This is a genomic window from Rhizobium johnstonii 3841 (assembly GCF_000009265.1).
In the GTDB taxonomy this organism is placed as follows: domain Bacteria; phylum Pseudomonadota; class Alphaproteobacteria; order Rhizobiales; family Rhizobiaceae; genus Rhizobium; species Rhizobium acaciae.
Window position 1 is genome coordinate 4056548 of the sequence record NC_008380.1, and the last position, 24532, is coordinate 4081079.

Annotated in this window: 26 protein-coding genes; 6 read left to right on the forward strand and 20 right to left on the reverse strand. The window is 59.8% G+C overall.

What is annotated here, in order from left to right:
• Positions 1-135 precede the first annotated feature (135 nt).
• The 3 genes from RL_RS19795 to RL_RS19805 form a co-directional block, all read right to left on the reverse strand.
• A complete protein-coding gene (locus tag RL_RS19795; protein WP_011653277.1) occupies positions 136-918 on the reverse strand; it encodes a FadR/GntR family transcriptional regulator in 783 nt (260 codons plus the stop codon).
• Positions 919-1112: 194 nt separating this feature from the next.
• A complete protein-coding gene (locus RL_RS19800) occupies positions 1113-2099 on the reverse strand; it encodes a substrate-binding domain-containing protein (RefSeq protein WP_003542530.1) in 987 nt (328 codons plus the stop codon).
• A 48-nt stretch (positions 2100-2147) separates the two neighbouring features.
• Positions 2148-3128, reverse strand: a complete 981-nt coding sequence (locus RL_RS19805; protein ID WP_011653278.1) for an NAD-dependent epimerase/dehydratase family protein — start codon at positions 3126-3128, stop codon at positions 2148-2150.
• 259 nt (positions 3129-3387) lie between these two features.
• On the opposite strand from RL_RS19805, the gene RL_RS19810 reads away from it, so the two are divergent.
• Both RL_RS19810 and RL_RS19815 read left to right on the forward strand, forming a co-directional pair.
• Positions 3388-4128 carry an ATP-binding cassette domain-containing protein gene (locus tag RL_RS19810; protein WP_011653279.1) on the forward strand — a complete coding sequence of 247 codons (741 nt, stop codon included), beginning with the start codon at positions 3388-3390 and terminating at the stop codon, positions 4126-4128.
• A 40-nt stretch (positions 4129-4168) separates the two neighbouring features.
• Complete coding sequence (locus RL_RS19815; RefSeq protein WP_011653280.1) at positions 4169-5170, forward strand: ABC transporter permease; 1002 nt, start codon at positions 4169-4171, stop codon at positions 5168-5170.
• 30 nt (positions 5171-5200) lie between these two features.
• Here RL_RS19815 and RL_RS19820 read toward each other — a convergent pair whose 3' ends face one another.
• The 6 genes from RL_RS19820 to RL_RS19845 all read right to left on the reverse strand — a co-directional run bounded on the left by RL_RS19820 (position 5201) and on the right by RL_RS19845 (position 10964).
• Positions 5201-6250, reverse strand: a complete 1050-nt coding sequence (locus RL_RS19820; protein ID WP_011653281.1) for an ABC transporter ATP-binding protein — start codon at positions 6248-6250, stop codon at positions 5201-5203.
• Between the two features lie 13 nt (positions 6251-6263).
• Positions 6264-7106 (reverse strand): carbohydrate ABC transporter permease, encoded by an 843-nt coding sequence (locus RL_RS19825; protein ID WP_011653282.1) that lies wholly within the window; start codon positions 7104-7106, stop codon positions 6264-6266.
• Entirely contained in the window at positions 7103-8026 is a 924-nt protein-coding gene (locus RL_RS19830) for a carbohydrate ABC transporter permease (RefSeq protein WP_011653283.1), read from the reverse strand. Before RL_RS19830 ends, RL_RS19825 begins: the two co-directional genes overlap by 4 nt.
• Before the next feature lie 11 nt (positions 8027-8037).
• The gene (locus RL_RS19835) at positions 8038-9285 is read right to left on the reverse strand and encodes an ABC transporter substrate-binding protein (protein WP_028743232.1); all 1248 of its coding nucleotides are present in this window, start codon (positions 9283-9285) and stop codon (positions 8038-8040) included.
• Between the two features lie 132 nt (positions 9286-9417).
• The gene (locus RL_RS19840) at positions 9418-10209 is read right to left on the reverse strand and encodes an SDR family NAD(P)-dependent oxidoreductase (protein ID WP_028743231.1); all 792 of its coding nucleotides are present in this window, start codon (positions 10207-10209) and stop codon (positions 9418-9420) included.
• Entirely contained in the window at positions 10206-10964 is a 759-nt protein-coding gene (locus RL_RS19845) for a FadR/GntR family transcriptional regulator (RefSeq protein ID WP_011653286.1), read from the reverse strand. Before RL_RS19845 ends, RL_RS19840 begins: the two co-directional genes overlap by 4 nt.
• A 160-nt stretch (positions 10965-11124) precedes the next feature.
• Between RL_RS19845 and RL_RS19850 the strand changes: the two genes are divergently transcribed.
• Genes RL_RS19850 through RL_RS19860 form a run of 3 tightly spaced genes read left to right on the forward strand, consistent with a single transcriptional unit; the run spans position 11125 to position 13530 of the window.
• Positions 11125-12270, forward strand: a complete 1146-nt coding sequence (locus RL_RS19850; RefSeq protein ID WP_011653287.1) for a mandelate racemase/muconate lactonizing enzyme family protein — start codon at positions 11125-11127, stop codon at positions 12268-12270.
• A gap of 58 nt (positions 12271-12328) precedes the next feature.
• Entirely contained in the window at positions 12329-13195 is an 867-nt protein-coding gene (locus RL_RS19855; protein ID WP_017989306.1) for a DUF6772 family protein, read from the forward strand.
• Entirely contained in the window at positions 13195-13530 is a 336-nt protein-coding gene (locus tag RL_RS19860; RefSeq protein ID WP_028743229.1) for a hypothetical protein, read from the forward strand. The genes RL_RS19855 and RL_RS19860 overlap by 1 nt, the downstream gene beginning before the upstream one ends.
• Before the next feature lie 42 nt (positions 13531-13572).
• Here the strand turns inward: RL_RS19860 and RL_RS19865 are convergent, their stop codons facing one another.
• From RL_RS19865 to RL_RS19910, 11 genes are all read right to left on the reverse strand, one after another.
• Complete coding sequence (locus RL_RS19865; RefSeq protein ID WP_028743228.1) at positions 13573-14967, reverse strand: FAD-dependent oxidoreductase; 1395 nt, start codon at positions 14965-14967, stop codon at positions 13573-13575.
• Positions 14968-14987: 20 nt separating this feature from the next.
• Entirely contained in the window at positions 14988-15791 is an 804-nt protein-coding gene (locus tag RL_RS19870) for an SDR family NAD(P)-dependent oxidoreductase (RefSeq protein WP_011653291.1), read from the reverse strand.
• A 316-nt stretch (positions 15792-16107) separates the two neighbouring features.
• The gene (locus RL_RS19875; protein ID WP_011653292.1) at positions 16108-16662 is read right to left on the reverse strand and encodes a c-type cytochrome; all 555 of its coding nucleotides are present in this window, start codon (positions 16660-16662) and stop codon (positions 16108-16110) included.
• 21 nt (positions 16663-16683) lie between these two features.
• Positions 16684-16824 carry a hypothetical protein gene (locus RL_RS40625; RefSeq protein WP_225510500.1) on the reverse strand — a complete coding sequence of 47 codons (141 nt, stop codon included), beginning with the start codon at positions 16822-16824 and terminating at the stop codon, positions 16684-16686.
• A gap of 11 nt (positions 16825-16835) precedes the next feature.
• Positions 16836-16991, reverse strand: coding sequence for a methyltransferase (locus RL_RS40630; RefSeq protein WP_233938462.1), 156 nt, complete (start codon positions 16989-16991; stop codon positions 16836-16838).
• A 134-nt stretch (positions 16992-17125) separates the two neighbouring features.
• On the reverse strand, positions 17126-17875 hold the full coding sequence (locus RL_RS19885) for a ribonuclease activity regulator RraA (protein ID WP_011653293.1): 750 nt from the start codon (positions 17873-17875) through the stop codon (positions 17126-17128).
• A gap of 21 nt (positions 17876-17896) precedes the next feature.
• Positions 17897-19060: a mandelate racemase/muconate lactonizing enzyme family protein gene (locus RL_RS19890; RefSeq protein WP_011653294.1), complete on the reverse strand. Its 1164-nt coding sequence runs from the start codon at positions 19058-19060 to the stop codon at positions 17897-17899.
• Positions 19061-19093: 33 nt separating this feature from the next.
• Positions 19094-20191: an ABC transporter ATP-binding protein gene (locus RL_RS19895; RefSeq protein WP_011653295.1), complete on the reverse strand. Its 1098-nt coding sequence runs from the start codon at positions 20189-20191 to the stop codon at positions 19094-19096.
• 11 nt (positions 20192-20202) lie between these two features.
• Positions 20203-21093 carry a carbohydrate ABC transporter permease gene (locus tag RL_RS19900; protein WP_003542591.1) on the reverse strand — a complete coding sequence of 297 codons (891 nt, stop codon included), beginning with the start codon at positions 21091-21093 and terminating at the stop codon, positions 20203-20205.
• A complete protein-coding gene (locus tag RL_RS19905) occupies positions 21090-22049 on the reverse strand; it encodes a carbohydrate ABC transporter permease (RefSeq protein ID WP_028743224.1) in 960 nt (319 codons plus the stop codon). Before RL_RS19905 ends, RL_RS19900 begins: the two co-directional genes overlap by 4 nt.
• A gap of 73 nt (positions 22050-22122) precedes the next feature.
• Positions 22123-23601: an ABC transporter substrate-binding protein gene (locus RL_RS19910; RefSeq protein WP_011653297.1), complete on the reverse strand. Its 1479-nt coding sequence runs from the start codon at positions 23599-23601 to the stop codon at positions 22123-22125.
• A 206-nt stretch (positions 23602-23807) separates the two neighbouring features.
• Here RL_RS19910 and RL_RS19915 point away from each other — a divergent pair, with 206 nt between their 5' ends.
• Complete coding sequence (locus RL_RS19915; protein WP_011653298.1) at positions 23808-24518, forward strand: GntR family transcriptional regulator; 711 nt, start codon at positions 23808-23810, stop codon at positions 24516-24518.
• Positions 24519-24532: the final 14 nt, after the last annotated feature.

Consider the following 24532-nt stretch of genomic DNA (forward strand, 5'->3'; position numbering starts at 1 on the left):
CTGAAACTACGGAGGCCTGTAATTTCAATATTTATAGGCGACCTCCGAAGCGCGGATCCGCTTTGCGTCACATCCGGAGTCGGCGAAGGTACCACGCGGGCCTGGCAACGCGCCAACCGGACAGGATGCAAACGTCTATCGTGACCACCGGGCTATGATTTCGTCGGTATTTGCCAGCACCTTGCGGACTGCGTTGCGCGCCATGTTCGGTCGCTGCAATCGGATGCTTTTCTCAATATTTTCATGAAGTTTCAGCGCATATCGCAAATTGTCTTCCTCCCGCGTCACATGGGCGAAGAGGTGGTTCAGCGCCGATTCGATCAAGACGCCGAGCGGCACCAGCAGATCATTTCCGGAGGCGCGCAAGATCGCGATGTGAAATCGCGTATCGGATTCTGTCCGCTGTTGGAGCGATGTCGCCTGATCCATGTCATGCAGGGCCTGACTGATCGCGGTCATCTGCTCCTCAGTTCGGCGCTCCGCTGCAAGTGCAGTCGCTTCCGGCTCGATCATATGCCTGAGTTCTTGCACCGCCCTCAGAAAGGATTCGCGATCGGGAGATGCGGCATACCAGCCCAAGACATCTCGATCCAGCAGGTTCCAGCGCTCCCTGGGTTCGACCCAGCTGCCGATTTTCGGACGGGAGGAAAGCAAGCCCTTGGCCATCAACATCTTGATCGCTTCGCGCACCGCCGATCGGCTGACGTCAAAGACTTCCGACCATTTTGCCTCATTCGGCAGGATCGTGCCCGGCGGATAGTCGCCGCGCACGATTCGCAGACCGATCTCGCCTGCCAAAGACACATGAACACTCGCCCCAGTCATGCGGGGAGAATTTGGGCGCCTTGTGGTGGCCGTGCGGTCCACCATCACCACCTCGACCGCAGCCGTTGGCTTTCCCGATTTTTTGTCAGGCATTTATTTCTACTGCCTCAGCATTCTTTCGACTGTCTGCACGTATGATCAAAACAATCGTAATAACGAGGAAGTCGCCTGCGATTGACGCCGGCACAAAGCGCGGAATTCAGGGCGCGTCAAGCCCAGCGGATCTCTCGATCCGTCTCGTAAGGACAGTCGGCGCACCCTTGAACCGGGTGCGCCAAACCGTGAACCTACTTTTGGATGCAGGTGTCGACTGTATCCTTCGTGCACTCATCGAGACCGGTGAAGACCGGATCTTCAACCGGCTTGCCGGCAATCAGATCCATCATCACCGACGGTGCCTTGTAGCCCATCTCGAACGGTCGTTGGCCGACGAGCGCCGTGACCAGTCCTTCCTTCGCAATGGCGACCTCGTCGCCGATCGTGTCGGCGGCACCAATGACGAAATCGTTGCTGGCGATCTTGTCGGCCATCGGCTTGAACAGGTCGCGATAGGGTTGCGGTGCACCGAACAATGGCCAGCCGCCCATAATGCCGAATGCGTCCAAGTCGGGATTGGCCGCGAGGATATCGGTCATTGCCTGAACGCCCTTGGCACCGTCGTCATTGGTGAACACCGGGCAGCCGGCAACCTCGGTCCAGCCACCCTCGCCTTTCAGCTCTGTCAAGCCTTTCTGGCCAGTAAGCGTGTCGCGCATCCCTTGTGCGCGGCGTAGAATATTGTCCGCTCCCGGATTGCCTTCGATCGTGCAGATCTTGCCGCCCTTCGGCTTGCCCTTCTTGATGTATTCGCCGATGCGGGCGCCCATCAGATAGTTGTCGGTGCCGAGATAGGTCTTGCGCAACGCTGCGTCCTCGGCTGCAAGATCGGCATCGAGCGTCATCACCGGAACCGTCGGATTGGCGGTCTTCAGGGTCTGGGCAATGAGCTTTGCATTTGACGGCGAGATTGCGATTGCAGCCGTGTCTGCCTTGCCCAACATATCCTGAACGATCTGCGCTTCGCCGGCTTCATCGGATGTTGATGCCGGACCGGTGTAGAAGCATTCGTATTCCGCCGTGGGGTTCTCCTTGTTCCATTTCTGGCAACCTTGATTGATTGCTTCGAAGAACGGATTGTCGAGGCCTTTGACGACGATGACGAGTTGCTTCTTGGCCAAGGCTTGCCCGGCGGTCAGTGCTAAAACTGCGGCTGTAAGTAGTAATGCCTTCCTCATAGTTTCCTCCCTTGAAACAGACGGACACCGCGTGCCCGCCACACGAAATCAACCCGGATACCAGACGATGCGAGGCTCCTCCTTTGAACGCTCGTATTGCCAGGCCGAGTCGATAAGCATTTCGAGATTGTAATTTGGCTGCCAATCCAGCAGGTATTTCGCCTTGCTGTTGTCCATCCAATTGGAATGGAAGCGGCTCGGTATGTCGACAGAGCCGAGATTGCGCGTGCGCAGGAGATAGGCGGCGACTTCAGCATAGTCGACTGGTCGATCCATGCAGATATTGAAGAGCTGCCGCTCCGCCCGCGGGTTGTCGATCGCTGCCAATATTGCCGATACAAGGTCGTCGACATGGACGAAATTGCGCTTCAGTGCACGTCCGTCGGCATCCAAGAGCAGCGGCACCGTACCCATCGCCGCATAGCGCCGTGCCGCTTCTTCCGGAACGAGCGTCTTCCAGTCCGGACCGCCAAAGACGTCGTCTCCAAAAGACAGCGAATACTTGAAATCGTCCTTTTCCATGATCCAGGGCGCGCGCAGACAACAGCCATTGAGGCCGTACTGAATGCCAAACTGCTCCAGCATGACCTCTTCCAGGACTTTGGAGAGCGCATAGCTTCCCGGATAGGCACAATGGCGGGCGTTCTCGGTGATCGGGCCGTCGTGGCGGTAGTGGAAATGTCCCACACCCGCATCACCACCGATCAGGATGAACTGGCGTGCGGTGACGCTCGTACGGAACTCCTCGAGCAGCCAAAAGAGACCTTTGACCGTGACATCCATGATGTCTTCAGGCGTTTCCTTGCATGTGGCAAGATGCACGACATGGGTAACGTCATCCAGCGCCTTTGCCACGACATCGCGATCGGCGATCGAGCCTTGGAAGACATCGACACGGTCGGTCGCCTCGTACAAACGATTATGACAAAGCGCACGAATACGGGCTTTGGAAAATCTCGGATCGTCAAGCAGCCCAGCAATGAAGCGCCGCCCGACCTTGCCCGTCGCACCGGTCACAAGGATCAGCATACCGTTTCTCCCCCATTGATAGCTAATATCCGGGCGCCACTCTCGTCAAATGATATTTGTCTGACAAAACAGATTTTTGCGACAATACAGCCAATTGCCGGGACAATGAGTTGACGCTGTCGCAGGGTTTTGCGTAAATGCTCCCGATCGCTTTTCCTGGGAGGATACTGGAAAAGTGAACTCGCCGGCGCCTTGCCTTCAAGACAAGCAGGGTTCGGTGCAATGGATAGCCCGCAGGTTTTGGGAGGCGGTGAGGCTGGTGGCGGTTCTTGAGCTCATCAATATTTCCAAACATTTCGGTGCCATCCAGGCAGTCAACGATGTTTCGTTCTCGCTCGAAGCGGGGCAGGTTGTCGGTCTCATGGGCGATAACGGCGCTGGCAAATCCACCCTGGTAAAGATGATTGCCGGCAACTTTCGACCGAGCCATGGAACCATGCGGCTCGACGGCGCTGATCTCGTGCTTCATCGGCCGAAGGAAGCACGCCAGCATGGCATCGAGATCGTTCACCAAGATTTGGCGCTCTGCAACAATCTGACGGCGGCAGCGAACGTGTTCCTCGGACGAGAATTGCGCCGCGGCGTATGGCCTTTTTGCATCCTCGACCACAAGGCCATGTACAATCGCGCCGGCGAGATATTTCGCGAACTCAAATCCGAGACGCGGGCGCGCGATCTCGTCAAGCAAATGTCAGGTGGCCAGCGGCAAGCGGTCGCGATCGGCCGCACAATGCTGTCTGAAGCGAAAATCGTATTGATGGACGAACCGACCGCAGCCATTTCCGTGCGCCAGGTGGCTGAGGTTCTCAATCTGATCCGCCAATTGCGGGACCGGGGCATTGTCGTCGTCCTGATCAGCCACCGCATGCCCGACGTCTTTTCGGTCGCCGACCGCGTGATCGTGATGCGGCGCGGCAGAAAAGTAGCCGACAAGCAGATTGCGGCAAGTTCGCCGGAGGAAGTGACGGGACTGATTACCGGCGCCATCGAACAGGTGTGATCGATGCTATCCGTTGCAACAGGAAGGAAGAAGGTCGACGATGGCAATTACACTTGACCAAACGATCGGACAGAAGCAACGGAGCTGGCTTGCAACGATCATGGGCGGCCAGACATTCTGGGTTCTGATCGCAGTCATTCTCGCCTGCATTTTTCTGTCGATGGCGACGGACTCCTTTGCGACGGCGAAGAACATCTACAACATCACCCGCAACGTCACCTTCGTCGCAATTATCGCGCTCGGCATGACGCTGGTCATCATCACCGGTGGCATCGACTTGTCCGTCGGCTCCGTGCTTTGCCTGTGCAGCATGGTGCTGGCGGTCGTCATGCACGCGGGATACAGTATTGAAGTCGGCATCGCCGCCTCAATCGGTACTGCTCTTTTGGTCGGCGCTTTCAACGGCGTATTGATTGCCTATCTCGGCTTCCCGCCTTTCGTCGTCACACTCGGCATGTTGTCGATTGCGCGCAGCCTTGCGATGGTTGCATCCAACAACACTGTGGTTTTTGAGTTCGGACCTGATCACGACAAACTACTGGCTCTGGGTGGCGGCGCCTGGGTTTTCGGCATCGCCAATCCAGTGCTTTACATGGTCGTGCTGGCACTCATTACCGGTTTCGTGCTGCGCTGGACCAAGTTCGGCCGCTATGTCTTTGCGATCGGCGGCAATGAGCACGCCGCGACACTGACGGGCGTTCCCGTGCCGAGGATCAAGGTCATCGTCTATATGATTTCTGCCCTCTCGGCGGGGGTTGCCGGCATCATTCAAACCGGCTGGCTCGGCGCCGTCACCACAAATATCGGCGCCGGGATGGAACTTCAGGTCATTGCCGCCGCGGTTATCGGCGGCGCCAATCTGGCCGGCGGCGTCGGCACCGCCTTTGGAGCCTTGGTCGGCGCCGCGCTCATCGAGATCATCCGCAATAGTCTTGGTTTGCTCGGCATCAACGCGTTCTGGCAAGGATGCTTTATCGGCGGGGCAATCGTGCTCGCCGTGCTTTTCGACCGACTTCGCAACTTGCGACAGGGCGACGAATAGACGGATCCGGTCCTGTTAAACGTTCAGGTCTCACCCCGCGCGAAGAGCAGCCGTGTTCTTTGTTGCCTGCCCGTTGCCATTGAAAAAGTGCACCTTCGAGACATCGGCGGTGAGCCCTATTTGGTTTCCCGCCTTCATGTCACCACCGTCGTGCAGGACGAGGCAATCATGCCCGTCCGGCAGCTTGACGTGGAGCAGCGTTACCGCCCCGGTATATTCACAAAGCCCGACGGTTCCGCGCAGCGTCCCGTCTCGAGGTTCCACGACCGTCAGATGTTCCGGCCTTATCCCAATGGTCTCGGCCGTGGTATCCGCTGCCCTTGCGCCTGTCAGCAAAGGCGCGATATCTGCCGGTAGCAGGTTCATTTTTGGGCTTCCGATGAATTGCGCCACGAAGATATTTGCCGGCCGCTCATATAATTCCCGGGGGGAACCGACCTGCTCGACACGGCCGTCGCGCAGAACCACGATCTTGTCGGCGAGCGTCATCGCTTCGATCTGGTCATGCGTTACATAGATCATCGTCGTGGAGAGCCGCTTATGCAGCGCGGCGATTTCAGAGCGCATGTGCACACGCAACTCTGCATCGAGGTTCGACAGCGGTTCGTCGAACAGGAAGACATCGGGATTACCGACGATGGCCCGGCCGATCGCGACGCGCTGCCGCTGACCGCCGGACAGCTCGCGGGGGTAGCGATTGAGCAATGCTTCGAGTTTCAGCGTGGCGCTTGCTTCATCGACGCGCTTCTGGCGCTCCTGTGCCGGAACTTTGCGGACCTTCAGCCCGAAACCCATATTGTCCCGGACGGTCAGGTGCGGATAGAGGGCATAGGATTGGAAGACCATGGCAACGCCGCGTTTCGAAGCCGGCACTTCGTTGACCACCCGGCCGCCAATCGCAAGTTCACCGCCGCTGAGATATTCCAGCCCCGAAATCAGCCGCAGCAAGGTAGACTTACCGCAGCCCGACGGGCCGACGAATACGACGAACTCGCCCGGATCGATCCTGAGATCGACGCCGCGGATGACCTCGACGGCGCCGAAGCGTTTCTCGATGCCTTTAAGCGATACACTGCTCATGAAAGAAAAGTCCTCATCCCTTCACGCCTGATAGCGCAAAACTTTCGATGATCTGCCGCTGGGCGATCAGATAGACGATCAGGATCGGCACCACGGCAAGGCTGGTAGCGGCAAGCTGCAGGTTCCACAGCGGTAAGCCGTAGCTGTCGTTGAAGTTCGACAAGGCCAAAGGCAGCGTGAACATGTCGAGCGAGCTCAGAAAGATCAGCGGCTCCAGGAACAGGTTCCACGAGAACAGAAAGGTGATGATGGAAACTGCAGCCAGGGCCGGACGCGCCATCGGCAGCGCTATCTTCCACCAAACGCCGAAGCGTGAGAGACCGTCCATCTTGCCAGCCTCTTCCAACTCCTTGGGCAGGGCCAGGAAATACTGGCGCATCAGGAACGTTGCCATCACCCCATGAGGGCCGAAGGTGGGCAGCAGGATCAGTGGCCAGTGAGTATCCACCAATCCAAACCAACGCATCAGGAAGAAGTTCGGAATGATCGTCACTTCCTCCGGCACCATGAGCGCCGAGATCAGGAAAAGCATCAGCAGCCCGGCACCGGCAAACCGCATGCGCGCCAGCGCATAGCCGGCCAGGGACGAGATCACGAGGGTGAGCGCCGTCACCACGATCGCGATGTAAAGCGAGTTGAAATACTGCCGCGCGAACGGCTGGTAGGTGAACACTTCGACGAAATTCTGCCAGCGCCAGACGCGCGGAATAAGCGTCGGCGCACCGAATATCTCGGTCACGCTCTTGAAGCCGGCAGACACCATCCAAACGAATGGGAAAACAAAAGGAATGGCGGCGATCAAGAGTGCGATCGTCCAGCAGGCGCGGTAGAGGATCTGGATTTGGCGCTGGGTCACTCCGATCCCTTTCTCCGCAGCATCACCTGTACCAGGGTCAGCGCCATGATCATCACGAACATGATCATCGCGAGCGCCGAGGCATAGCCGACATTGAAGAACTTGAAGCCCTGCTGATAGATGTAGAAGGCAAGCACCAGTGTGCCGTTTTCCGGGCCGCCACCGGTCATCTGGTATATGTGATCGAAGACCTTGAAAGAGCCGATCGTCGTGATGACCATGATGACGAGCGTGGTCGGCGCCAGCAACGGCCAGGTGATCATGCTGAAGATCTGCCGGCGCGAGGCGCCTTCCAGGCGCGCTGCCTCTTCATAGTCCCGCGGGATCGCCTGCAGCGCCGCAATGTAGAGGATCATGTTGAGGCCAACCATCTTGATGACGCGGGTGACGATAACCGCCGCCATGGCCCAGTTCGGTTCACGCAGCCAGTTTGGACCGGTGATCCCGACCAGCGCCAGCACCTGGTTGATGAAACCGCCTTCTCCCTGCAGCAGAAATTTCCAGACGATCGCCCAGGCGATGGCCGAGGTGATGACGGGGGCGAAAAACACCGTGCGAAAGAACACGACCCCGAAAAACGGCCGGGAAAGGGCGAGCGCCAAGGCGAGCGCGAGCGCCATGTTGAGCGGCACGAGCCCGATCGCGAAAACAACCGAATTGCGTACCACACGCCAAAAGTCAGGGTTTTCGAGGAGCGCGTTCTGAAAATTGGCAAGGCCGACGAAGGTGGCCTGCTGGCTGAGCAGGTTCCATTCGGTCATGGAATAATAGACCACTGCGCAGAGCGGACCGAGGAAGAAGATGAGGAAGCCGATGAAGGTGGGGCTGACAAACAGCCACGCCTCCATCATCTCTCTCATCTTCAACGTCAGCCAGGTCTTTTGGCCGGTTCGAATGGAGTTATGAACGGTATCGGCCATCTTCGTTCTAATCAAAGCAGCGGCTGGATTGCTGCGCAGATGCCCTTGATGGCGGCATCGACATCGGCATCCGGCTTCCACAAGGCATCGACACGAGGCGCCATGGCGGCAAGGATCTGGGGCGCTTTTTCGTTAGCCGAGACCACCCGGCCCTTTTCAATCGCGGCAGCCACATTCTTCATCATCTCGGGCGGCACGAGCTTGTTGCCGTTGATGAATGCATCCGCCTGCAGAACGCTCTTGCGGGCGGGCGGGAAGAACTGCGCCATGGTGGCGACGTTCTCCTTGTTGGTCATATGCGCCACGAATTCCGCGGCGATTTCCGTATTCTTGCCTTGGGCGAACACAACAAGACCGGCCTGGCCAATAACAGGTGACTCACCACCTGGGCCGGTGGGCAACGGTGCGATGCCCCACTTGAAGCCGGCTTCCGCCATCTTCGAAGCACGGGAAATCTGGTTGACCGTCATCGCCGAATTGCCGGAGAAGTAATCGCCCTGTTCGCCTGGCGGAACGATGGACTTGTCCTTGAAGACCATGTCATGCAGCTGCTTGACCGCCTTGACGGCTTCGGGCTTGTCGAAGCCGCATTCCTTGTTCGACCAGATATCGCCACCATAGGCGCGGATTGGCGGCAGAAGGGCATGGGTCATACGAGAGGCATAGCCTTCGCCATCCTTGAACTCGAATCCCCATTTGCCGGGATTGGCTGCCGCGAGCTTCTTGGAGACTTCCTGGAATTTGTCCATGTTCCATTCGCCCTTGGCGGCCAGCGTCAGCGGGTCTTCGAGCCCGGCTTTGTCGAACATGTCCTTATTGTAGTAGATCATGAAAGGCGAGGTGGAGAACGGAATGCCGTAGACCGTTTCGTCCTTCTGCCAGAGGCCCATGGCCGGCTTCGAGAAATCGTCGAAATCATAGCCTTCCGCCGCCTTGAGCGTCGGGCCGAGATCCTTCAGAAGATTGGCGTTTTCGAAAGCCGGAGCGGCATCCTCCATCATCCAGGCTATGTCGGGAGCATTGCCGCCGGCGATCTGGAAGGTCAGTTTCTGCGTGTAGTCGTTGACCGGCACGGTCTCGAACTTCACGTTGACGTCGGGATGTGTGGCTTTGAAGCTCTCCGCAATGCCATTCAGCATCTTCAGATGAGCCTCGCTCCCGGTCCAGACCGTCATGCGGAGATCCGTCGCGAAGACGGCAGACGTCGATATGCACAATGTCAACGCGGATGCTGCGATACCTGCTAATGCGGCCTTCATGGTTTCCTCCCTTTTTGGTCGTCGGCAATCAGCCTTCACCGAATGAATGCAAACGGCATTCGCCCGGAATTTGGCTGCAAGCTGCGGCGGATGGTTCCGCCGCATGATCTTAAAAACCTTGCCGCAGGTCGCTCACCCGGCAGCGTGCGGAAGGCTCCCGGGCGCGTCTCCGATCGACCATCCTCCGTCGACCGGGATATTTGCACCCGTAATGTAGCTGGCAGCATCGCTGCACAAAAAAACAAACGCCCCAACCAGGTCCTGCGGCTGGCCCGGCCTGCCCACAGGGATCTTGGCGGCTACCGCTTTTCGGAACGCCGGGTCGCCGTAGCGCGCGGCATTGGCCTCGATCTCGATCGCACCCGGCGAAACCACATTCAGCGTGACGCCGCGATGGCCGATTTCGCGCGCAATCGACCTGACCGCAGTCAACTGCGCCGCCTTGAGAGACGCATAGACAACCGTTTCCGCCCGCGGCCGCACCGCCATGATGCTGCCTGTGGCGACGACCCTGCCCCAGCCCCGCTCGGCCATCGGCGGAACCAGCTTTGCCGTCAGCGTCAGCAACGCGGAGAAATTCGATGCCACATGGGCGTTGACATGCGCCTCATCCAATTCCTGCCAGGGCCGCCGATGTTCGATGGCGGCATTGGCAATGAGGATATCGATCGGGCCTTGTGTTTTGAGCACTTCATCGGCAAAAGCCTGCGTCGCACGCCCGTCGGTGAAGTCTGCTTCCAGTACCGGCGCTGTGCCGCCGGTCGCCCGGGCCACCTCACGCGCGCCCGTCTCATTACCGAAATGATGCAGGATCAGTTCCGCTCCATGCTCCGCAAGGCCAAGCGCAACAGCCCGGCCGATGCCGGAACTGGCACCGGTTACCAGCACACGCCGGCCTTTCAGTGAGAAGCGCGCGGCGCTCATCGCTCGGCATCTTTCAACTTGTCGGCCACCTCGAGCGAGGCAATGTCGGCAGCTTCGAAATGCTCCCGGATTTTTTGCTCGGCGAGGTCGGCATCACCAACTGCAATTGCGTCGTAGATCGCCTGATGCCGGTCAATCGTTGCCCGCCAGTCAGCGTCGCTGCGATTGGCGCGACGTGAAAACAATTCCGACACCTCGCGCTGCACGGAACGCATGCTCTCCATGTGCACGCGGATCATGTAATTGCCCGTCGTCACGGCAAGGCCAAGGTGAAACAGGATGTCGGCGGCGGTAAAGCCGGAGGGCTCCTGGACGGAAGCCAGCATGCCCGCCAAGCCCTGCCGCATGATCTCCAGACCCTCCGGATCGCGACGTTCGGCGGCGAGCCGAGCAATTCCCGTCTCGACGACGCGGCGCATTTCATTGGCTTCGCGCAGCCGCTTGAGACTGGAACGCACCGCGTAGCCGTAGATTTTGTCCATCGACTCGCCGCTCAAGGCCTTGGCCCGGGCAACCTTGCCTTGTTGGGTGAAGATCAACCCGGCTGCCGTCAGCTGACGAAGGGCCTCGCGGGCGATCGGCTTCGAGACACCGAACTCCCTGGCGATCTCCCCTTCGGGCGGCAACGGCTCGCCAGGCGAGATGCGCCCATCAAAGAGTGCGGCGGCAATCGCATCGGACACCCCATCCGCCAACCGCGAAGGGTTCGGCGGCTTGGCGGTGAAAACGGGCTTCCTTTCGGGAATTTCAGTCATCTCGGTCCTCATCTTCACAAAGCTAACATGCAGTTTCCAACTTAGCAACTAGGTTTATCAGTTGCCAAGTCACCAACATCTAGCTAGGAATAACAGACACGCCCCAAAGCAGCGAGCAAAACCAAGAGCAGCGAGCAAAACATTGGGAACGAAAGAGCCGATGGATTCTGTGCAACGTTCGACCGGACAGGCGATCCTCATTTCAGATGTCGTCGCCCATCCGCTCAGCCAGACGCTGCCCAAACCGACCGTCACCTCCTGGGGCACCTATCACAAGGTCTCGATGGTTCTCGTCGAGGTGCGCACCGATGCCGGCATCGTCGGCGTCGGTGAGGTGCTGGCCCGGTTTTCGCCCAAGGCCTATGCGGAACTGATCGAAACCTCGTTAAAGCCACGGCTGATCGGACAGGACGCAAGCAACATCGGCGCGCTCTGGCAATCCATGCGGCGCTCGCTGTCAGGCCGCGCCGGCGGCATGCTGATCGAGGCGATCGCAGGGGTCGACATTGCGCTATGGGACGTCATGGGCAAGGCCGCGGGCATGCCGATCGCCAAGCTGCTTGGCGGCATCGGCCGGGAAACGATCGAGGTCTATGCCGCCGCCGTAAACTGGGTCGACGATGTTGAGGCCGATCGGGAACTGGAGCGCTATATCGGCGAGGGATTCCCGCGCATCAAAGTCAAGATGGCCAATCCCGTCCGGGAAGCCTGCCGGCGCATCGAACGGCTGCGCAAGCGCGCTGGCGACGATATCGAACTCTGTGTCGACGCCAACTGGGCCTATGATCTGGACCAGGCGATCGAAGTCGGCAGGGCACTTTCGGCCAACGGCTACTTCTGGTTCGAGGAACCGCTGGCGCCGGAAAACGAGCAAGGCTACGAAGAACTTCGCAAGCGCTGCGACGTACCGCTCGCAGCCGGAGAGAGCAACTTTACCGCCGATCAGGCGCAACGTCTTGTCGCCAACCGCACCCTTTCAATCCTGCAGCCGGATGTCGCCCGTGCCGGCGGCATATCCGAAACACGGCGCATGGCAGACTATGCCGCCCTGCATGATGTTGGCTACGCCCCGCATATCGGCATGTCCGGCATTATCTGCGAGACGGCCAGCGCGCATCTGGCGGCCGCCCTTCCGAATTTCCAGGTGATGGAATGCGAATGCGATCTTAGCCCCTTCAAGCGCGACTTGGCCGATCTGGCGCCCGGCTGCCTGCGCCAGAAGAAGGGCCAGCTCGACGTACCGACACGGCCGGGTCTCGGCATCGAAATCGATTGGGACGCCGTCAAACGGCTCCGCATACAGTGAGGTCAACGCCAGAATGACGACATCAGCCCCCTCTTCCACAGCCGACATGATGGAAGCCATGAGGCTCGCCATGCTTCGTGCAGATCCGGCGCTCAGCCGTTTCGATCCTCTGCCGCGCATCCTGTCATTTGACGATTTTTCGCGCGGGCATTGCGGCTGGTCACAGTTGGTCGGCAATTACGAGGACAACCTCGACGTCATGTTGCCCGGCTTTGCCCAGCACTCGAGCGCCATGCTCTCAACTCTCGGACATTGGGATGCAGGATCCCACGGTGGCATGGATTCGTCCTATGCGCTCAAGATTGCCACAAAAGCAAAACCCGGTGCGCAGAACGTTGCAATCAAGCGTCATACCTTCCGCAAGCGCGGGCCGATCCGCTTCGAGATTTTCTTCACGTTCAAGCCGGAGGCGACGGAACTGAAACTATCGGAAACCGACGTGCGATCGATCGGCTTCCTGTTCGACCTGCAATGCGGCGATCGGGACGGAGACGGCGAGCGAGTTATGCCGCATCTGCGCTTTCTCAATGCACTCGACGGCAAGCACCTGCAGAAATGGCAGTACAAACGCGAGACCACGTCCTTCACCGCCATCGGCCGGGAAGACAAGACCGTAAGCCACTATCACCTGGCGCCCGAAGGCTGGCTGGACTTGCCGGATGGTGAACAACGGCTCTGCTACAACGAGATCCCGACGAAGGTGAACTGGAGCTATATGCGCTTCGATTTCGACCTCGCCTCCATGAAGGCGACCGGCTTGCAGTGCAACGACCGGAATTTCGACGTATCCGGCTTCGAGTCGATCCGGATTCCGGCGATGAAAAACCTCTGGTGCATGCTGAACTTCTGCCTGTTCGCCGAGACGGATGTCGCCAAACGCGCCTTTCTCTACGTCGATTCCATCTGCATTTCAGGGGATTTTTGATGCTTCCCGAAAACATCACGGCGGTGATAACCCGCAATGAGCGCTGGAGCGGCGACGCCGCGAGCGAACCCTATGAGGCCGGCTGGGCGCATGAAGCCGTGTTCTTTATTCGGGCGTTGAAGCCTCCCGTCGGCACAGTACCCAAGGGTTGGGTGGAGATCTCGCCTGACGGCATGCACTGGGTTCGCGAAGGAACGGAATTCGCCATGCCGGGCGAACAGGACGGCATTGCCGTGGCCCGGCTCAACGCCTTCGGCAATTGGCTGCGCGTTGCAACCCGCTTTGCCGATGGCGCCGAATGCACCGTGTTGGTGACCCTTCATCTGAAGGCTTGATTTGAGATAACGCGGATATCGCTTCCCCGCTTTCTCCTTTCCTCAGCCAAGATAGGCGCCCTGGGCCAGAAGTTCCCTGCGCAAATCCGCGTAGTCGACATGCCGCGGGCTGGCCCTGTTGCCGACCGAAAGTGCCGCGGCAACACCGGCCGCCTGGCCGAGCGCAAAACAGGGCGGCATGACGCGAATGGCGCTGAGCGCCTCATGCGTCGCCGAAACCGCGCGACCGGACACTAGCAGGCCCTCATGAACGCGCGGCAGCATGACCCGGTAAGGTATCTGGTAGATATTGGCCGCATCAAGCCCCTCGCCACCGGTCCCACCGCCCGAGCCTGTGGGGTCGTGAATATCGAGCGGATAGCCGCACAACGCGACGACATCTTCGAAGGCGCGGCCGGAATGCAAATCTTGCAGCGTCAGTTCATAGGCGCCATCGATCCGTCGGGTTTCCCGCACGCCGATCTGGGTTGCCGTGTCCCGCAGTTCCACCTGCTCGAAGCCGGGCAGGTTGTCGCGGAAGAAATCGAGCAGCGCCACGGTCTGCTCCCGGCCTTCGACCTCGGCAAGCGAGAGCTCAAGGGCGTCAGCCCCATTGCGGCGCAACACGCGGCCAGTATTGATGCGCCAGACGCCCGGTTCCATGGTCTTGTAAAGGCCAATGCCGCGGCGAGGCGCGGGAAAGCGGCCCTCTGCCGTCGCCTTGGCGACGATCGAGGCGAAAGGCCGAAAATCCTGCGGATGCGCGCGGATGTAATCTTCCACCACCTGGTCATCGACGTTCTGCACGCGGAAGAACAGTGTCTGCGGCTGGGAAAGGCCGTCGCTTTCCCGCCCCTGACGGGTATGGACACCGGCATAATGGGCGACATCGCCGTCGGCCGAGCAGTCGACGACGACTTTGGCACGAACGCTCCTCAGCCCGCCCTTACCGGCGCAAACAACCCCGAGCACCCTGGGATTGTCCGCATCACGATCATCGACGATGGCATCGACGACCATGGTGTGCAGCAACAATTCCACCCCCGCCTCGATGCACATGCGCTGCGCCGCGACCTTCGCCGCCTCAGGCTGGAAAGGGGTCACCTTGTCGTGGCCGTAGACGATGAAGCCGCAATAGGCCGAACCTGCCGGGATCGTACTCGGATGCAGCGCGCCGCCGAGCGCCATCATCCGCTGAACGAATTCTTCGTAGATGCCGCGGATCAGTTGCTGGCTGCCATCGAGCGAATAGGAGGTCATGCAGGGGCCGACGAGGCCCGCCGTGAGGTTGCCACCGAGGAAGCCGTAGCGCTCCACGAGGCGCACCCGCACGCCAAGACGTGCCGCCGCGACTGCCGCCGATAATCCCGATGGTCCGCCCCCGATGACGAGCACATCGACATCATCGAGTTCCGGAATATCGGCCGAATAGGCGTAACGGCGGGCTGTCTGCTGCATGCCTGTATCCCCTCCCCGGTCTAGCGGAACATCGATCCGCCATCGACATCGAGCGCGGCACCGTAGGTAAAGCTGGCGGCATCCGAGCACAGGAACATGATTGCCGCCGCCATATCCTCCGGCCGCCCCATGCGCCGCATCGGCAAATTGCCGGCGATACGATCCTTCAGCGACTGGTCGATATGGGAGTGCATCGGGGAATCCGTCGGCCCGGGGTTCAGCGCGTTGATGCGGATCTTCTTGCCCGCAAGTTCCCGCGCCACCGACTTGACCATCGACAGGGTCCCGGCTTTCGATGCCGCATAGGCGGTATCGGCAATCAGCCCGCCGCCCCCATGCACGCCTGCATCCGAGGCGATACAGACGATGTTGCCGCCATCGGGATTGTCGAGCATGCGTTTGACTGCGCCCTGCACGATGAAGAAGCTGCCGAGCAAATTTACATCGAGCACGCGGTGCCAATGCGCCCGATCCTGCTCGAATATACGCTTGGCTGTGATGATCGCTGCACATGTCACGACGTTATCGAGACGCGCGAGATTGGCATCGCAATAATCGAAGGCCTTGTCGATGCTCTCCTGATCGCTGACATCCACCGTCACGGTGTGAACCGCCGCGCCGCCATTGCGCAGTTCCGCACCGTAGCGCTTCAGCCCCGCCTCATCACGATCGGCCATGACGACTTCCGCGCCCTTGCTGGCAAAGGCCCTTGCAGTTTCCAGACCCATTCCGCTCGCGGCGCCCGTGATAAGGACGCTTCGGCCCGCGAAACTATTGTCGGAAAAAGTGGCATAAGTCCCAGACATCGTCGCAGCGTCCTCCATTAAGGGCAGCCCAACAACCAGTCAGCAGGCCCACCTCACCATCGCTAGTAACGTAGCAACTATGTTATATAGTTGTAAAGCGCAATGTCGAGGCAATACGCTGTCTGGAAGCAGAGTTTCGCGTGGCAAATACTCAGGACGGAGGGAGCAAACTGTTGATCGCGCTGCTTTCAAAAAGCGCGGCAGGCGGCGAAAATGCGGGCTCGAGAAGGGCGAGGTTCTCTTCCCGAACTGAACTCCGGCGCGATCATCCTGGGCGACTCCGCGCGAGTCGTGAGCCGGCAATGGGATGGCGCCGCCCTGCAATGCGCCGGCCCTATTTCTCCGGCGCCACGATCTTCATCACGAACGAAGTCGGCGCCTCGCCCGGCCCGAACGGTCCGGGCACCTTGTTGCTCACCGGCGGCAGGCTCTTCAGATAGGCCGCAATCGCCCCGGCGTCGGACTCGGCGAGCTCCGCCAATGCGGCCCACGGCATGATTGGAGCAAGCATGCGTCCGTCGGGGCGCTTGCCTGTCCGGATCGCCGTGACGATATCACGCTCGCTCCAGCGCCCGAGGCCCGTCGCCTCATCGGGCGTGAGGTTGGGGCCGTAGAAGACCCCGACATCAGGGATCTCGAAGCCGACCTCGGAGCCGCCGAGGTGACGCGTCATGTCCGGCTTGCCGAGGAAATGTCCCGGCGTGTGGCAATCGGTGCAGCTCGCGATGGTCACCAGGTATTTCCCTCGTTCGACCAGCTCGCTGTCGGTCGCGCCGGTAGGCGACGATCCAATCGCCGCCACCAGCGCTGCGAATGCTGCGGGCAACACCCGCCTGGCCGCCCGCGACGCCACGCGCGTGACAGCAGATCCGAAATCGTGAATGCTCATGCTTCCCTCCGTCCCATGGCTTTAGGGCTTGCGGCCGATTACGGCGCCGTTCGCGCCGGGTGCGTCGAACCAAACCGTCTCGATGTGCCGGACTCCGGCTTCCTCGAGCCACGCCGAATATTCGGCCGGCGTGTAGTTTCGCCCTTCCGTCTCGATCAGCATGTTGAGACTCATCAGCGCGGCCGGCGCCGGCCCGGTCTTTCGTCATTGACGAGAAGCTCGCTAATCATCACTGCGCCGCCGCTCGGCAAAGCCTCGAAGGACCGGCGCAGCAGGGCGCGGTTCTTGGCCTCGTCCCAATCGTGCAGGATCATCGACAGGAGATGCACCTCGTGATCCCCGGGAAGCTGTTCGAAGAAGTTGCCGCCGGCGGTCTCGCACGGCGAAATTCGACTCCCTATTTTTTGCGTAGACGTCGGCGATACCTCAGAAGGTTCGCGACCCGCCGAGGGTAATCAATAGGCTAACTTCGGTTCTCCAAGTGGTTTGTTTTGCGCCACTCTTCGTATTCTCCGCGGGCATCGTCATGCAGCGGATAGTAGCGCTGCAACGACCCGCCCTCCATAAGCTTCACTCGCGAGAACTCCTCCCAATCGTGATGCTTTTGCGACTCTTCGATTACCTTCGCGGCCATTGCGACTGGAAGCACCACCACCCCGTCATCGTCGGCGACGATGATGTCGCCAGGGATGACCGTGACACCGCCGCAGGCAATCGGAACGTTGACCGCATTCGGATAGATGCTGGTCTGCACATGGTAGTTGGGAGTCCAGCCACGTAGCCATAGGGGGAGATCCAGCTTCTCGACGTTGGGCCGATCGCGCATGCACCCATCGATCACGATGCCAGCGCCGCCTCTGCCTTTGAAATAGGTCGACATCATATCGCCGAAGACGCCCGAGCTCATGTCGCCGCGCGCGTCGACCACGACCACATCGCCCTCCTGCGCGTGATAGAGCACGTGCCGGTGCAACTGTGTCTCCGGATCGGCATATTCCCCTTCGGTGAAGAGGTCCGGCCGCTGCGGCATGAATTGAAGCGTCAGCGCCGGCCCGACGATCGACTTCCCGCGGTTCTGCGGTACGGGACCGACCATGTGCGGATTGCGGAAGCCCATGTGGCCAAGCGTGCCGGCAACCGTCGCGGCGCCGATTTCCTTCAGTGCGTCGATCAGCTCTTTGGGCGGTCGCGTAATGTCGGGAGTATGCGTCATTTTGGGCTCCGATGGATGAAACTACCAGTTTGTGACAGAACCGTCGCGGCGCTTCAGGTGAGGCGCTTCCCAGAAACGAAAGCTCTCCGCCTTGACCGCCTCTTCGTTGACCTCGACGCCGAGCCCCGGCAGATCGCTGACCGGATAGTCGGGGCCGTCGAGCCGTGGTTGCACGGGGAAGAAGTCGGAATTGTCGAAGCCGAGCTTTGCTTCGGGCGCCCTGGTCTCGAGCCAGGCGAAATTCGGCACCGCGGCGGCGAGATGGATGGTCGCGGCCGTGCAGACTGGGCCAAGGGGATTGTGCGGCATCAGGTCCACATAGTGCGCCTCGCTCCAGCCAGCGACCTTCATCGCTTCGGTGAGCCCGCCAACATTGCAAACATCGAGCCGGTTGAACTGATGGATGCCACGCTCGATGTAGGGCAGGAATTGCCACTTGCTGGCAAATTCCTCGCCGATGGCGAACGGGATGTCGGTCATCGTGCGCAGGGATTCGTAGGCCTCGGGTGTCTCGTCCCGTATCGGCTCCTCGAGGAAATCAAGCACGCCACGGCCGAGCTTGTTGCAGAAACTCGCCGCCTCTGCCACCGACAGCCGATGATGATAGTCGATGCCGAGGACGACATCGTCGCCCAGCGCCTCGCGCGCCTTGTTTAGCATCGTTGCGGTAGCGCCGATCGACTCACGCGGCTCAAAGAAGTCCTTGCTGTTTTGCCCGATGGGGAAGAAGCGGATCGCCTGCCATCCTTGTGCGCGTAGTTCGCGGGCTCGTTCGATGGCAACATCGCCCTCGGCCTCATCACCGGTCGAGGCGAAGGTAGGAATGCGGTCGCGCTGCTTGCCGCCCAGCAGGTCGTAGGCCGGCACCCCCAGCGCCTTGCCCTTGATGTCGTGAAGGGCAATGTCGATGGCGGAAATCGCCGCCTGCAGAACGCGCCCGCCTTCGAAGTATTGGCTACGATAGACTTCTTGCCAGATGCGACCAATCTGCATCGGGTCGCGGCCGATGAGAAACTCGCGATAGTGCTCGATCGCGCCGGCTACGGCCTTCTCGCGACCGCTCAAGCCGCTCTCGCCCCAGCCGAAGATGCCGTTGTCAGTCTCGACCTTGACCAGCATCTGGTTGCGCGTTCCTACCCATACCGGATAGGGCTTGATCGCCGTGATTTTAAGCTTCGTAGTCATCCACGCCCTCGTTTCACACGCATCCGCTTGGTCTCAATTGGCTTTGAGGGCCATTTCTGTTTCGCCGTCGAACAGATGCATCCGCTCCTGGTCGAACTCGAGCCAAATCTGTTCGTCCGGCGCGACGGCAATGGTCGGCGGCACACTGACATTGATGATGGCGCCAGACAGGAACGCCTGTACGAAGGTGACGTCTCCGGTCGGCTCCACCGTATAGGCCTTGGCAGGAATGCTTCCTGGCACCGCACTCTTGTGCAGCTTGATCGTCGAGTGACGTGCGCCGAGCACGACTTTCTTGGTTGTTGCCCTTGAGACCTTCTGAGCGTTTTCTGGCGAGAGCTCGAGGCGCCAGCCCTCCGCGCTGGTCAACACAGTGTTGCCGTTTGCCGTTGACGCCTCCAGCGGAACAAGGCTCATCGCCGGGCTGCCGATGAAGCTGGCGACGAACATGTTCACCGGATGGGCAAAGACCTGCGCCGGTGAATCGTATTGCTGCAGGTAGCCACCGTTCATCACCGCCATCCTGTCGGCCATAGTTACCGCTTCGAGCTGGTCGTGCGTCACGTAGATGATCGTCGCCTTGAGGTCCTGGTGGAAACGCTTGATCTCCGACCGCATCTGCACGCGCAGCTTGGCGTCGAGGTTGGAGAGTGGTTCATCCATCAGGAATACCGCCGGATCGCGAACGAGGGCACGGCCGAGCGCCACGCGCTGCTGTTGCCCGCCCGAAAGTTCGCGTGGCTTGCGCTCGAGCAACTGCGTCATGTCGAGCACTCGCGCTGCTTCCTTGACCTTCTTGTCGATCTCGTCCCTTGGCAGTTTGCGCATCTGCAGCGGGAACGCTAGGTTTTTGTAGACCGATTTCTGCGGATAGAGCGCGTAGTTCTGGAACACCATTGCGATGTCCCGGTCCTTGGGGTCGAGGTCGTTGACCACCCTGTCGCCGATGAAGATGTCGCCAGAGGTGATGGGGATGAGCCCCGCCACAAGATTGAGTGTGGTTGTCTTGCCGCAGCCTGAAGGGCCGACGAGCGCAACGAATTCGCCGTCGTTGACCGTCAGCGAAACATTGTTGACAGCTTTGAAGCTGCCATAGGTCTTGACCAGATCTTTAAGGACCACGTGGGCCACCGGCAACTCCTCTAGTGCTTGACTGCGCCTTCCGTGAGGGCGCGTACGAAGTATCGTTGCAGGACGAGGAACAGGACCACGACGGGCACGCTCATCATAAAGCTGGCCGCCATCAGGCCCGGAAAGTCCGTCGTATTTTCCGAGAAGAAGCGCTGGATGCCGACCGGCAGTGTCAACTGCTCGTTCTTGGAGAGGAAGGTGTAGGCGTAGATGTATTCGTTCCACGCGCCGATAAAGGAATAGATCGCCGTGGCGATGATTCCTGGCGTCGAGAGCGGCATCACGATCAGGATAAAGGCCTGGAACCGCGTCGCGCCGTCGATGCGCGCCGCCTGCTCGAGTTGCACCGGAATGTTGTCGTAGAAGCCCTTGAGGAGCCAGATTGCCAGCGGCAGACCGAATGTGAGGTAGGTGAGGACGAGCGACGCATGCGTGTTCACCAGCCCGATCGCGCGCATCAGGATGAAGAGCGGCACGAGAAAGATCACGGCCGGGAACATGTTGCGAAGCAAGACGGCGAAGAACAGAAAATTCCGGCCCGGGAAGGTGAAGCGCGAAAACGCGTAGGCCGCAGGAACTGCCACGATGACCGAAAGGATGGTCGTGGCGGTGGAGACGAAAAGGCTGTTCCAGAAGAAGCGGAGGAAGTCCTGGCCGACGCTGTTTTGCGGATCGAGCAGCTTCTGGTAGCTGGCAAGAGTGGGTTGGTCAGGCCACCATTGCGGCGGGAATTGCATGGCCGCGAAGCCGGACTTGATCGAGGTGATCAGCATCCAGATCATCGGCAACGCGGTGTAAAGCATCATGAACACGAGGAAGATGCGTCCGCCCCACCGCCATCCGTCGATGCGCATACGGCGACGGGCCGGGCCTCGAGGAGTAGTCTCGGCAATCGTGCTCATGCGCTGCCATCCTTCCGCTCATTGCCGCTTAGCGCACGGACGTAGAAGTAGCCGAGCGACATCAGGATCAAGAACAGCAGCACCGAATAGGCCGATGCCACCCCCCAGCGCTGGCGGCCGAAGGCGAGCTCATAAATGTGGGTGATCCAGATATGCGATGCGTTCGACGGCCCGCCGCCGGTCATGATCCAGGGGATGATGAATGAATTGAAGTTGGCCACTGCCAGCAGAAGGATCGTCACCGTCGAGACGTTTCTCAAGTGCGGGAAGGTGACGTGCCAGAACCGCTGCCATGCATTGGCTCCGTCGACCCTTGCGGCACGCAGCAACTGGTCGGGGACTGTCTGCAGGCCAGCCATCATCATGATCATGGCGAACGGAAACTCTCGCCAGATATTGACGACGATCAGCGAGGGCAGCACCGTGCTGACGCTGTCGATGAAGTTCGGCGGCCGGTCGGCCAATCCGAGGCCGACCAGCACCGCGCCAATGATCCCGAAGTCCGAATGGTAGATCCACTTCCAGATATAGGAGGCGGCGACCGCGCTGATGACCCAGGGGATGATCAGGATGGCCCGCAGGATGCCACGGCCGAGAAAGTCACGATGAAGCGCCAGCGCGCAGCCAAACCCCAGGACAAATGCGATGAGAGTGGATCCCAATGTCCAGATAAGAGTGTTCGAGGTGACCGTCCAGAACACCGGACTTGTGAGGATGGCGATGTAATTGTCGAGGCCGACGAAAATCTTGTCCCGGAGTTGCAGGCCAGGCGGTGTGTTGAAGAACGACAGCTCGATCGTGTAGTAGATCGGATAGGCAATGACGATGAGCATCACGGCGATCGCGGGAAGCACGTATGCGTAGTCAGCGCGATGCTCCCAAATCTTTCGCAGCACGCCGGACCTATCGGGTTGCAGTCTTCGGCGTGCCTCGGCCTTGCCAGTCAAGATCGTCACTGTGCCCTGCCCTTTTTCTTCGGAAGAAACCGGCTGCAATCGAGGCGCAGCCGGTCAGATCGGCAGGCTTGGACTAGAGTCCGCCGTCCGTCAGGTCTTTTACCTTCTTGGCTGCGTCGTCCGCTGCTTGGTCGACGGTCATGGCTCCGGTGAGGGCATTCTGCAGCATGTCCGGGACGATGATGTTCATGATCTCGGGCGATTGTGGCAGCGCCGGGAACGGGATGCCGTATGGCAGCATCGAGGTCGTGACATCAAGGAACTTGATACTATCAAGGCGTTCCTTCATCCATTTGGTCTTGAAGCCGTTGAGGTTCCCGGGGTTCGAACCGGCATAGGCCATCTTCAGCGACCATTCGGGGCTCGCCCACATGCAGCCGATGGCCTTTGCAGCCGGTTCGTCGACCTTGCCGCCCTCGACATATTCGGGCTTCAGGATGTGAATGTTCGAGCCGCCAAACACGACGGCACGCTTGCCGTCAGGGCCAGTCGGAATCAGGCCGTAGCGCATATTGTCGATGACGGTCTGCGCTTTGTCCTTGTCGCTGCCCGTCGTCTTCTTCTGCAGGTCGAGCATGACGTTGTAGTCGGACGGGTGCGAGACCATCATGCCGAGCTGGCCAGCGAGGAAGAGGGGCTGGTTATCCGCCTGCTGGTTGGTGAGCGCCGAAACCGGAACCGACTTGTCGCGAACATACATATCGTAGGAGGCTTGCAATGCCGCTTTGCTCTGCGGGCTATCGAGCTGGACCTGCTTATAGGTCGGGTTGGCGGTAGCTTCGTCGAAGACGCCCCCGCCATAGGCCCACAGCTGCGGCATGAAGCGATACGGCGTATTGCCGGCATTCTTGCGTGCCACGAGGCCGTAACCGGCAACGCCGAGCTTGTCGTGGATCTGCTTGGAATATTTGACGACGTCGTCCCAGGTTGCCGGAGCCTTGTCCGGATCGAGGCCTGCACGTTTGAAGATGTCGGCGTTCCAGATGAACGCCATTGTCTCGTTATTGGTTGGGATGCCGTAGGTCACCCCCTCCCAGGTTACGGCCTTCATTGCACCGGGCCAGAAGTCCTCGGTCGAATATCCTACATCCTCGGGTTTGAGCGGTTCCAGATAGCCTTTTGCGGCGAACTCGGTGCCCCCCAGGATTTGCAGGCGCACCGCCATGGGCGCTGCATTGCCCAGAAGTGCGGTCCGGAACTTATCCAGAAGGTCATTATAGGTAAGGGCTTGTTCCTCAAGCTGGATGTTTGGATAGGTTTTGCGGAAGGTCTCGAAGAAATCCTTGTAATACTGGCGCAGGAGGTCGGGGTCGCCCTCGAACACGCCCTGATACCAGAAAGTCAGTCGCCCCTTGTAGTCGAGTGGGGTGACCTTGGCGCAATCGCCCGCCGTGTCAAAATCCTGTGTGCCGGCAATGGAGCGCACATATTCCGGCGACCACTTGCTCAAGTCGACCGGCGCACCCAGCGCAGACGCAGACATCAACGATACCATCAAAGCAGTGCAGACAGTGCCGCGTAGGACGGCACCGCCGAGTGAAATCCTCGTCATAAGGTATCCTCCAGCTTCTCCCATGCCGCTCTGCCTAGAGGCGAGCGGTCTTTGCTCCTCGGCCGCGGGACTTCCACCCAATGTACTCCTTCGACCAGATCATACGTTTTCAGATTGTAGATTGCCTGTCAATTGAAGAAATCGTACATTGTTTTGGGAAGCCTTGCGTGATATCCGAGCAATATGTGTATTGACTGGGGATAGTCTTGGCCGAAACAAGCGATTTCAAAGCAAAGCCACCCGAAGGGATCGACCCTATCGGAGCCTCCAGCGAGGGCGCCTCGCTTTATCAACTGATCAGGGAAGACATCATCGAAGGGCGGCTCGCTGCCAACGACCGGCTTGTGGTCACCGATCTCGCACGGCGCCACGGCACCTCAACCAACCCCGTGCGCGAGGCTCTGCAACTGTTGCGCGGTGAGGGCTTTGTCACCCTTGTTCCCAACCGCGGAGCGCGCGTGCGGCCCATAGATCAGGATTTTGTTCGGGACATCTACGAGATAGGAGTCTTGATCGAGCCGGCACTGACGCGATGGTTCGTGAATATGGCCACCGTCGAGGACATTGCTGAACTCGAACGCATCCAGGGCCTCATTGAAGAGAACAACTTCGCCGACACGTTCAAGCACAGCGAGCTGGACACCGCTTTTCACACCGTCATGTACCAAAAGCACTACAACCGCCATGCCGCCGAGCTTTGGTGGAAGCATCGCGAAGTGCTTCGAGCCGTGAGCCGGCGTTTCAACTTCACGCTCGCCCGGCGTGCCGCGATCCTTAGCGAGCATCGCGAGCTCATCGCGCATGTGAAAGCGGGAAATGCGAACGAGGCAGCCGAGCTCATTGCACGCCATGTCGAGGGCTCCGGCCGGCACATCCTCGAACACATGCGCGCGCGTAACGCCGCTCGGGCAGGATAGAATACTTAGCCTGG

Excerpts from the sequence above, each read along its gene's own strand:
- RL_RS19840 (WP_028743231.1), bottom strand. The coding sequence starts at position 10,209 with ATGAGCGCCGCGCGCTTCTCACTGAAAGGCCGGCGTGTGCTGGTAACC.
- RL_RS19875 (WP_011653292.1), bottom strand. The coding sequence starts at position 16,662 with ATGAGCATTCACGATTTCGGATCTGCTGTCACGCGCGTGGCGTCGCGG.
- RL_RS19900 (WP_003542591.1), bottom strand. The coding sequence starts at position 21,093 with ATGAGCACGATTGCCGAGACTACTCCTCGAGGCCCGGCCCGTCGCCGT.
- RL_RS19890 (WP_011653294.1), bottom strand. The coding sequence starts at position 19,060 with ATGACTACGAAGCTTAAAATCACGGCGATCAAGCCCTATCCGGTATGG.
- RL_RS19845 (WP_011653286.1), bottom strand. The coding sequence starts at position 10,964 with ATGACTGAAATTCCCGAAAGGAAGCCCGTTTTCACCGCCAAGCCGCCG.
- RL_RS19820 (WP_011653281.1), bottom strand. The coding sequence starts at position 6,250 with ATGAGCAGTGTATCGCTTAAAGGCATCGAGAAACGCTTCGGCGCCGTC.
- RL_RS19865 (WP_028743228.1), bottom strand. The coding sequence starts at position 14,967 with ATGCAGCAGACAGCCCGCCGTTACGCCTATTCGGCCGATATTCCGGAA.
- RL_RS19850 (WP_011653287.1), top strand. The coding sequence starts at position 11,125 with ATGGATTCTGTGCAACGTTCGACCGGACAGGCGATCCTCATTTCAGAT.
- RL_RS19805 (WP_011653278.1), bottom strand. The coding sequence starts at position 3,128 with ATGCTGATCCTTGTGACCGGTGCGACGGGCAAGGTCGGGCGGCGCTTC.
- RL_RS40625 (WP_225510500.1), bottom strand. The coding sequence starts at position 16,824 with ATGCTGATCGAGACGGAAGGGCGAAACTACACGCCGGCCGAATATTCG.
- RL_RS19815 (WP_011653280.1), top strand. The coding sequence starts at position 4,169 with ATGGCAATTACACTTGACCAAACGATCGGACAGAAGCAACGGAGCTGG.
- RL_RS19855 (WP_017989306.1), top strand. The coding sequence starts at position 12,329 with ATGAGGCTCGCCATGCTTCGTGCAGATCCGGCGCTCAGCCGTTTCGAT.
- RL_RS19830 (WP_011653283.1), bottom strand. The coding sequence starts at position 8,026 with ATGGCCGATACCGTTCATAACTCCATTCGAACCGGCCAAAAGACCTGG.
- RL_RS19870 (WP_011653291.1), bottom strand. The coding sequence starts at position 15,791 with ATGGAGGACGCTGCGACGATGTCTGGGACTTATGCCACTTTTTCCGAC.
- RL_RS19885 (WP_011653293.1), bottom strand. The coding sequence starts at position 17,875 with ATGACGCATACTCCCGACATTACGCGACCGCCCAAAGAGCTGATCGAC.
- RL_RS19800 (WP_003542530.1), bottom strand. The coding sequence starts at position 2,099 with ATGAGGAAGGCATTACTACTTACAGCCGCAGTTTTAGCACTGACCGCC.
- RL_RS19795 (WP_011653277.1), bottom strand. The coding sequence starts at position 918 with ATGCCTGACAAAAAATCGGGAAAGCCAACGGCTGCGGTCGAGGTGGTG.
- RL_RS19835 (WP_028743232.1), bottom strand. The coding sequence starts at position 9,285 with ATGAAGGCCGCATTAGCAGGTATCGCAGCATCCGCGTTGACATTGTGC.
- RL_RS19860 (WP_028743229.1), top strand. The coding sequence starts at position 13,195 with ATGCTTCCCGAAAACATCACGGCGGTGATAACCCGCAATGAGCGCTGG.
- RL_RS19910 (WP_011653297.1), bottom strand. The coding sequence starts at position 23,601 with ATGACGAGGATTTCACTCGGCGGTGCCGTCCTACGCGGCACTGTCTGC.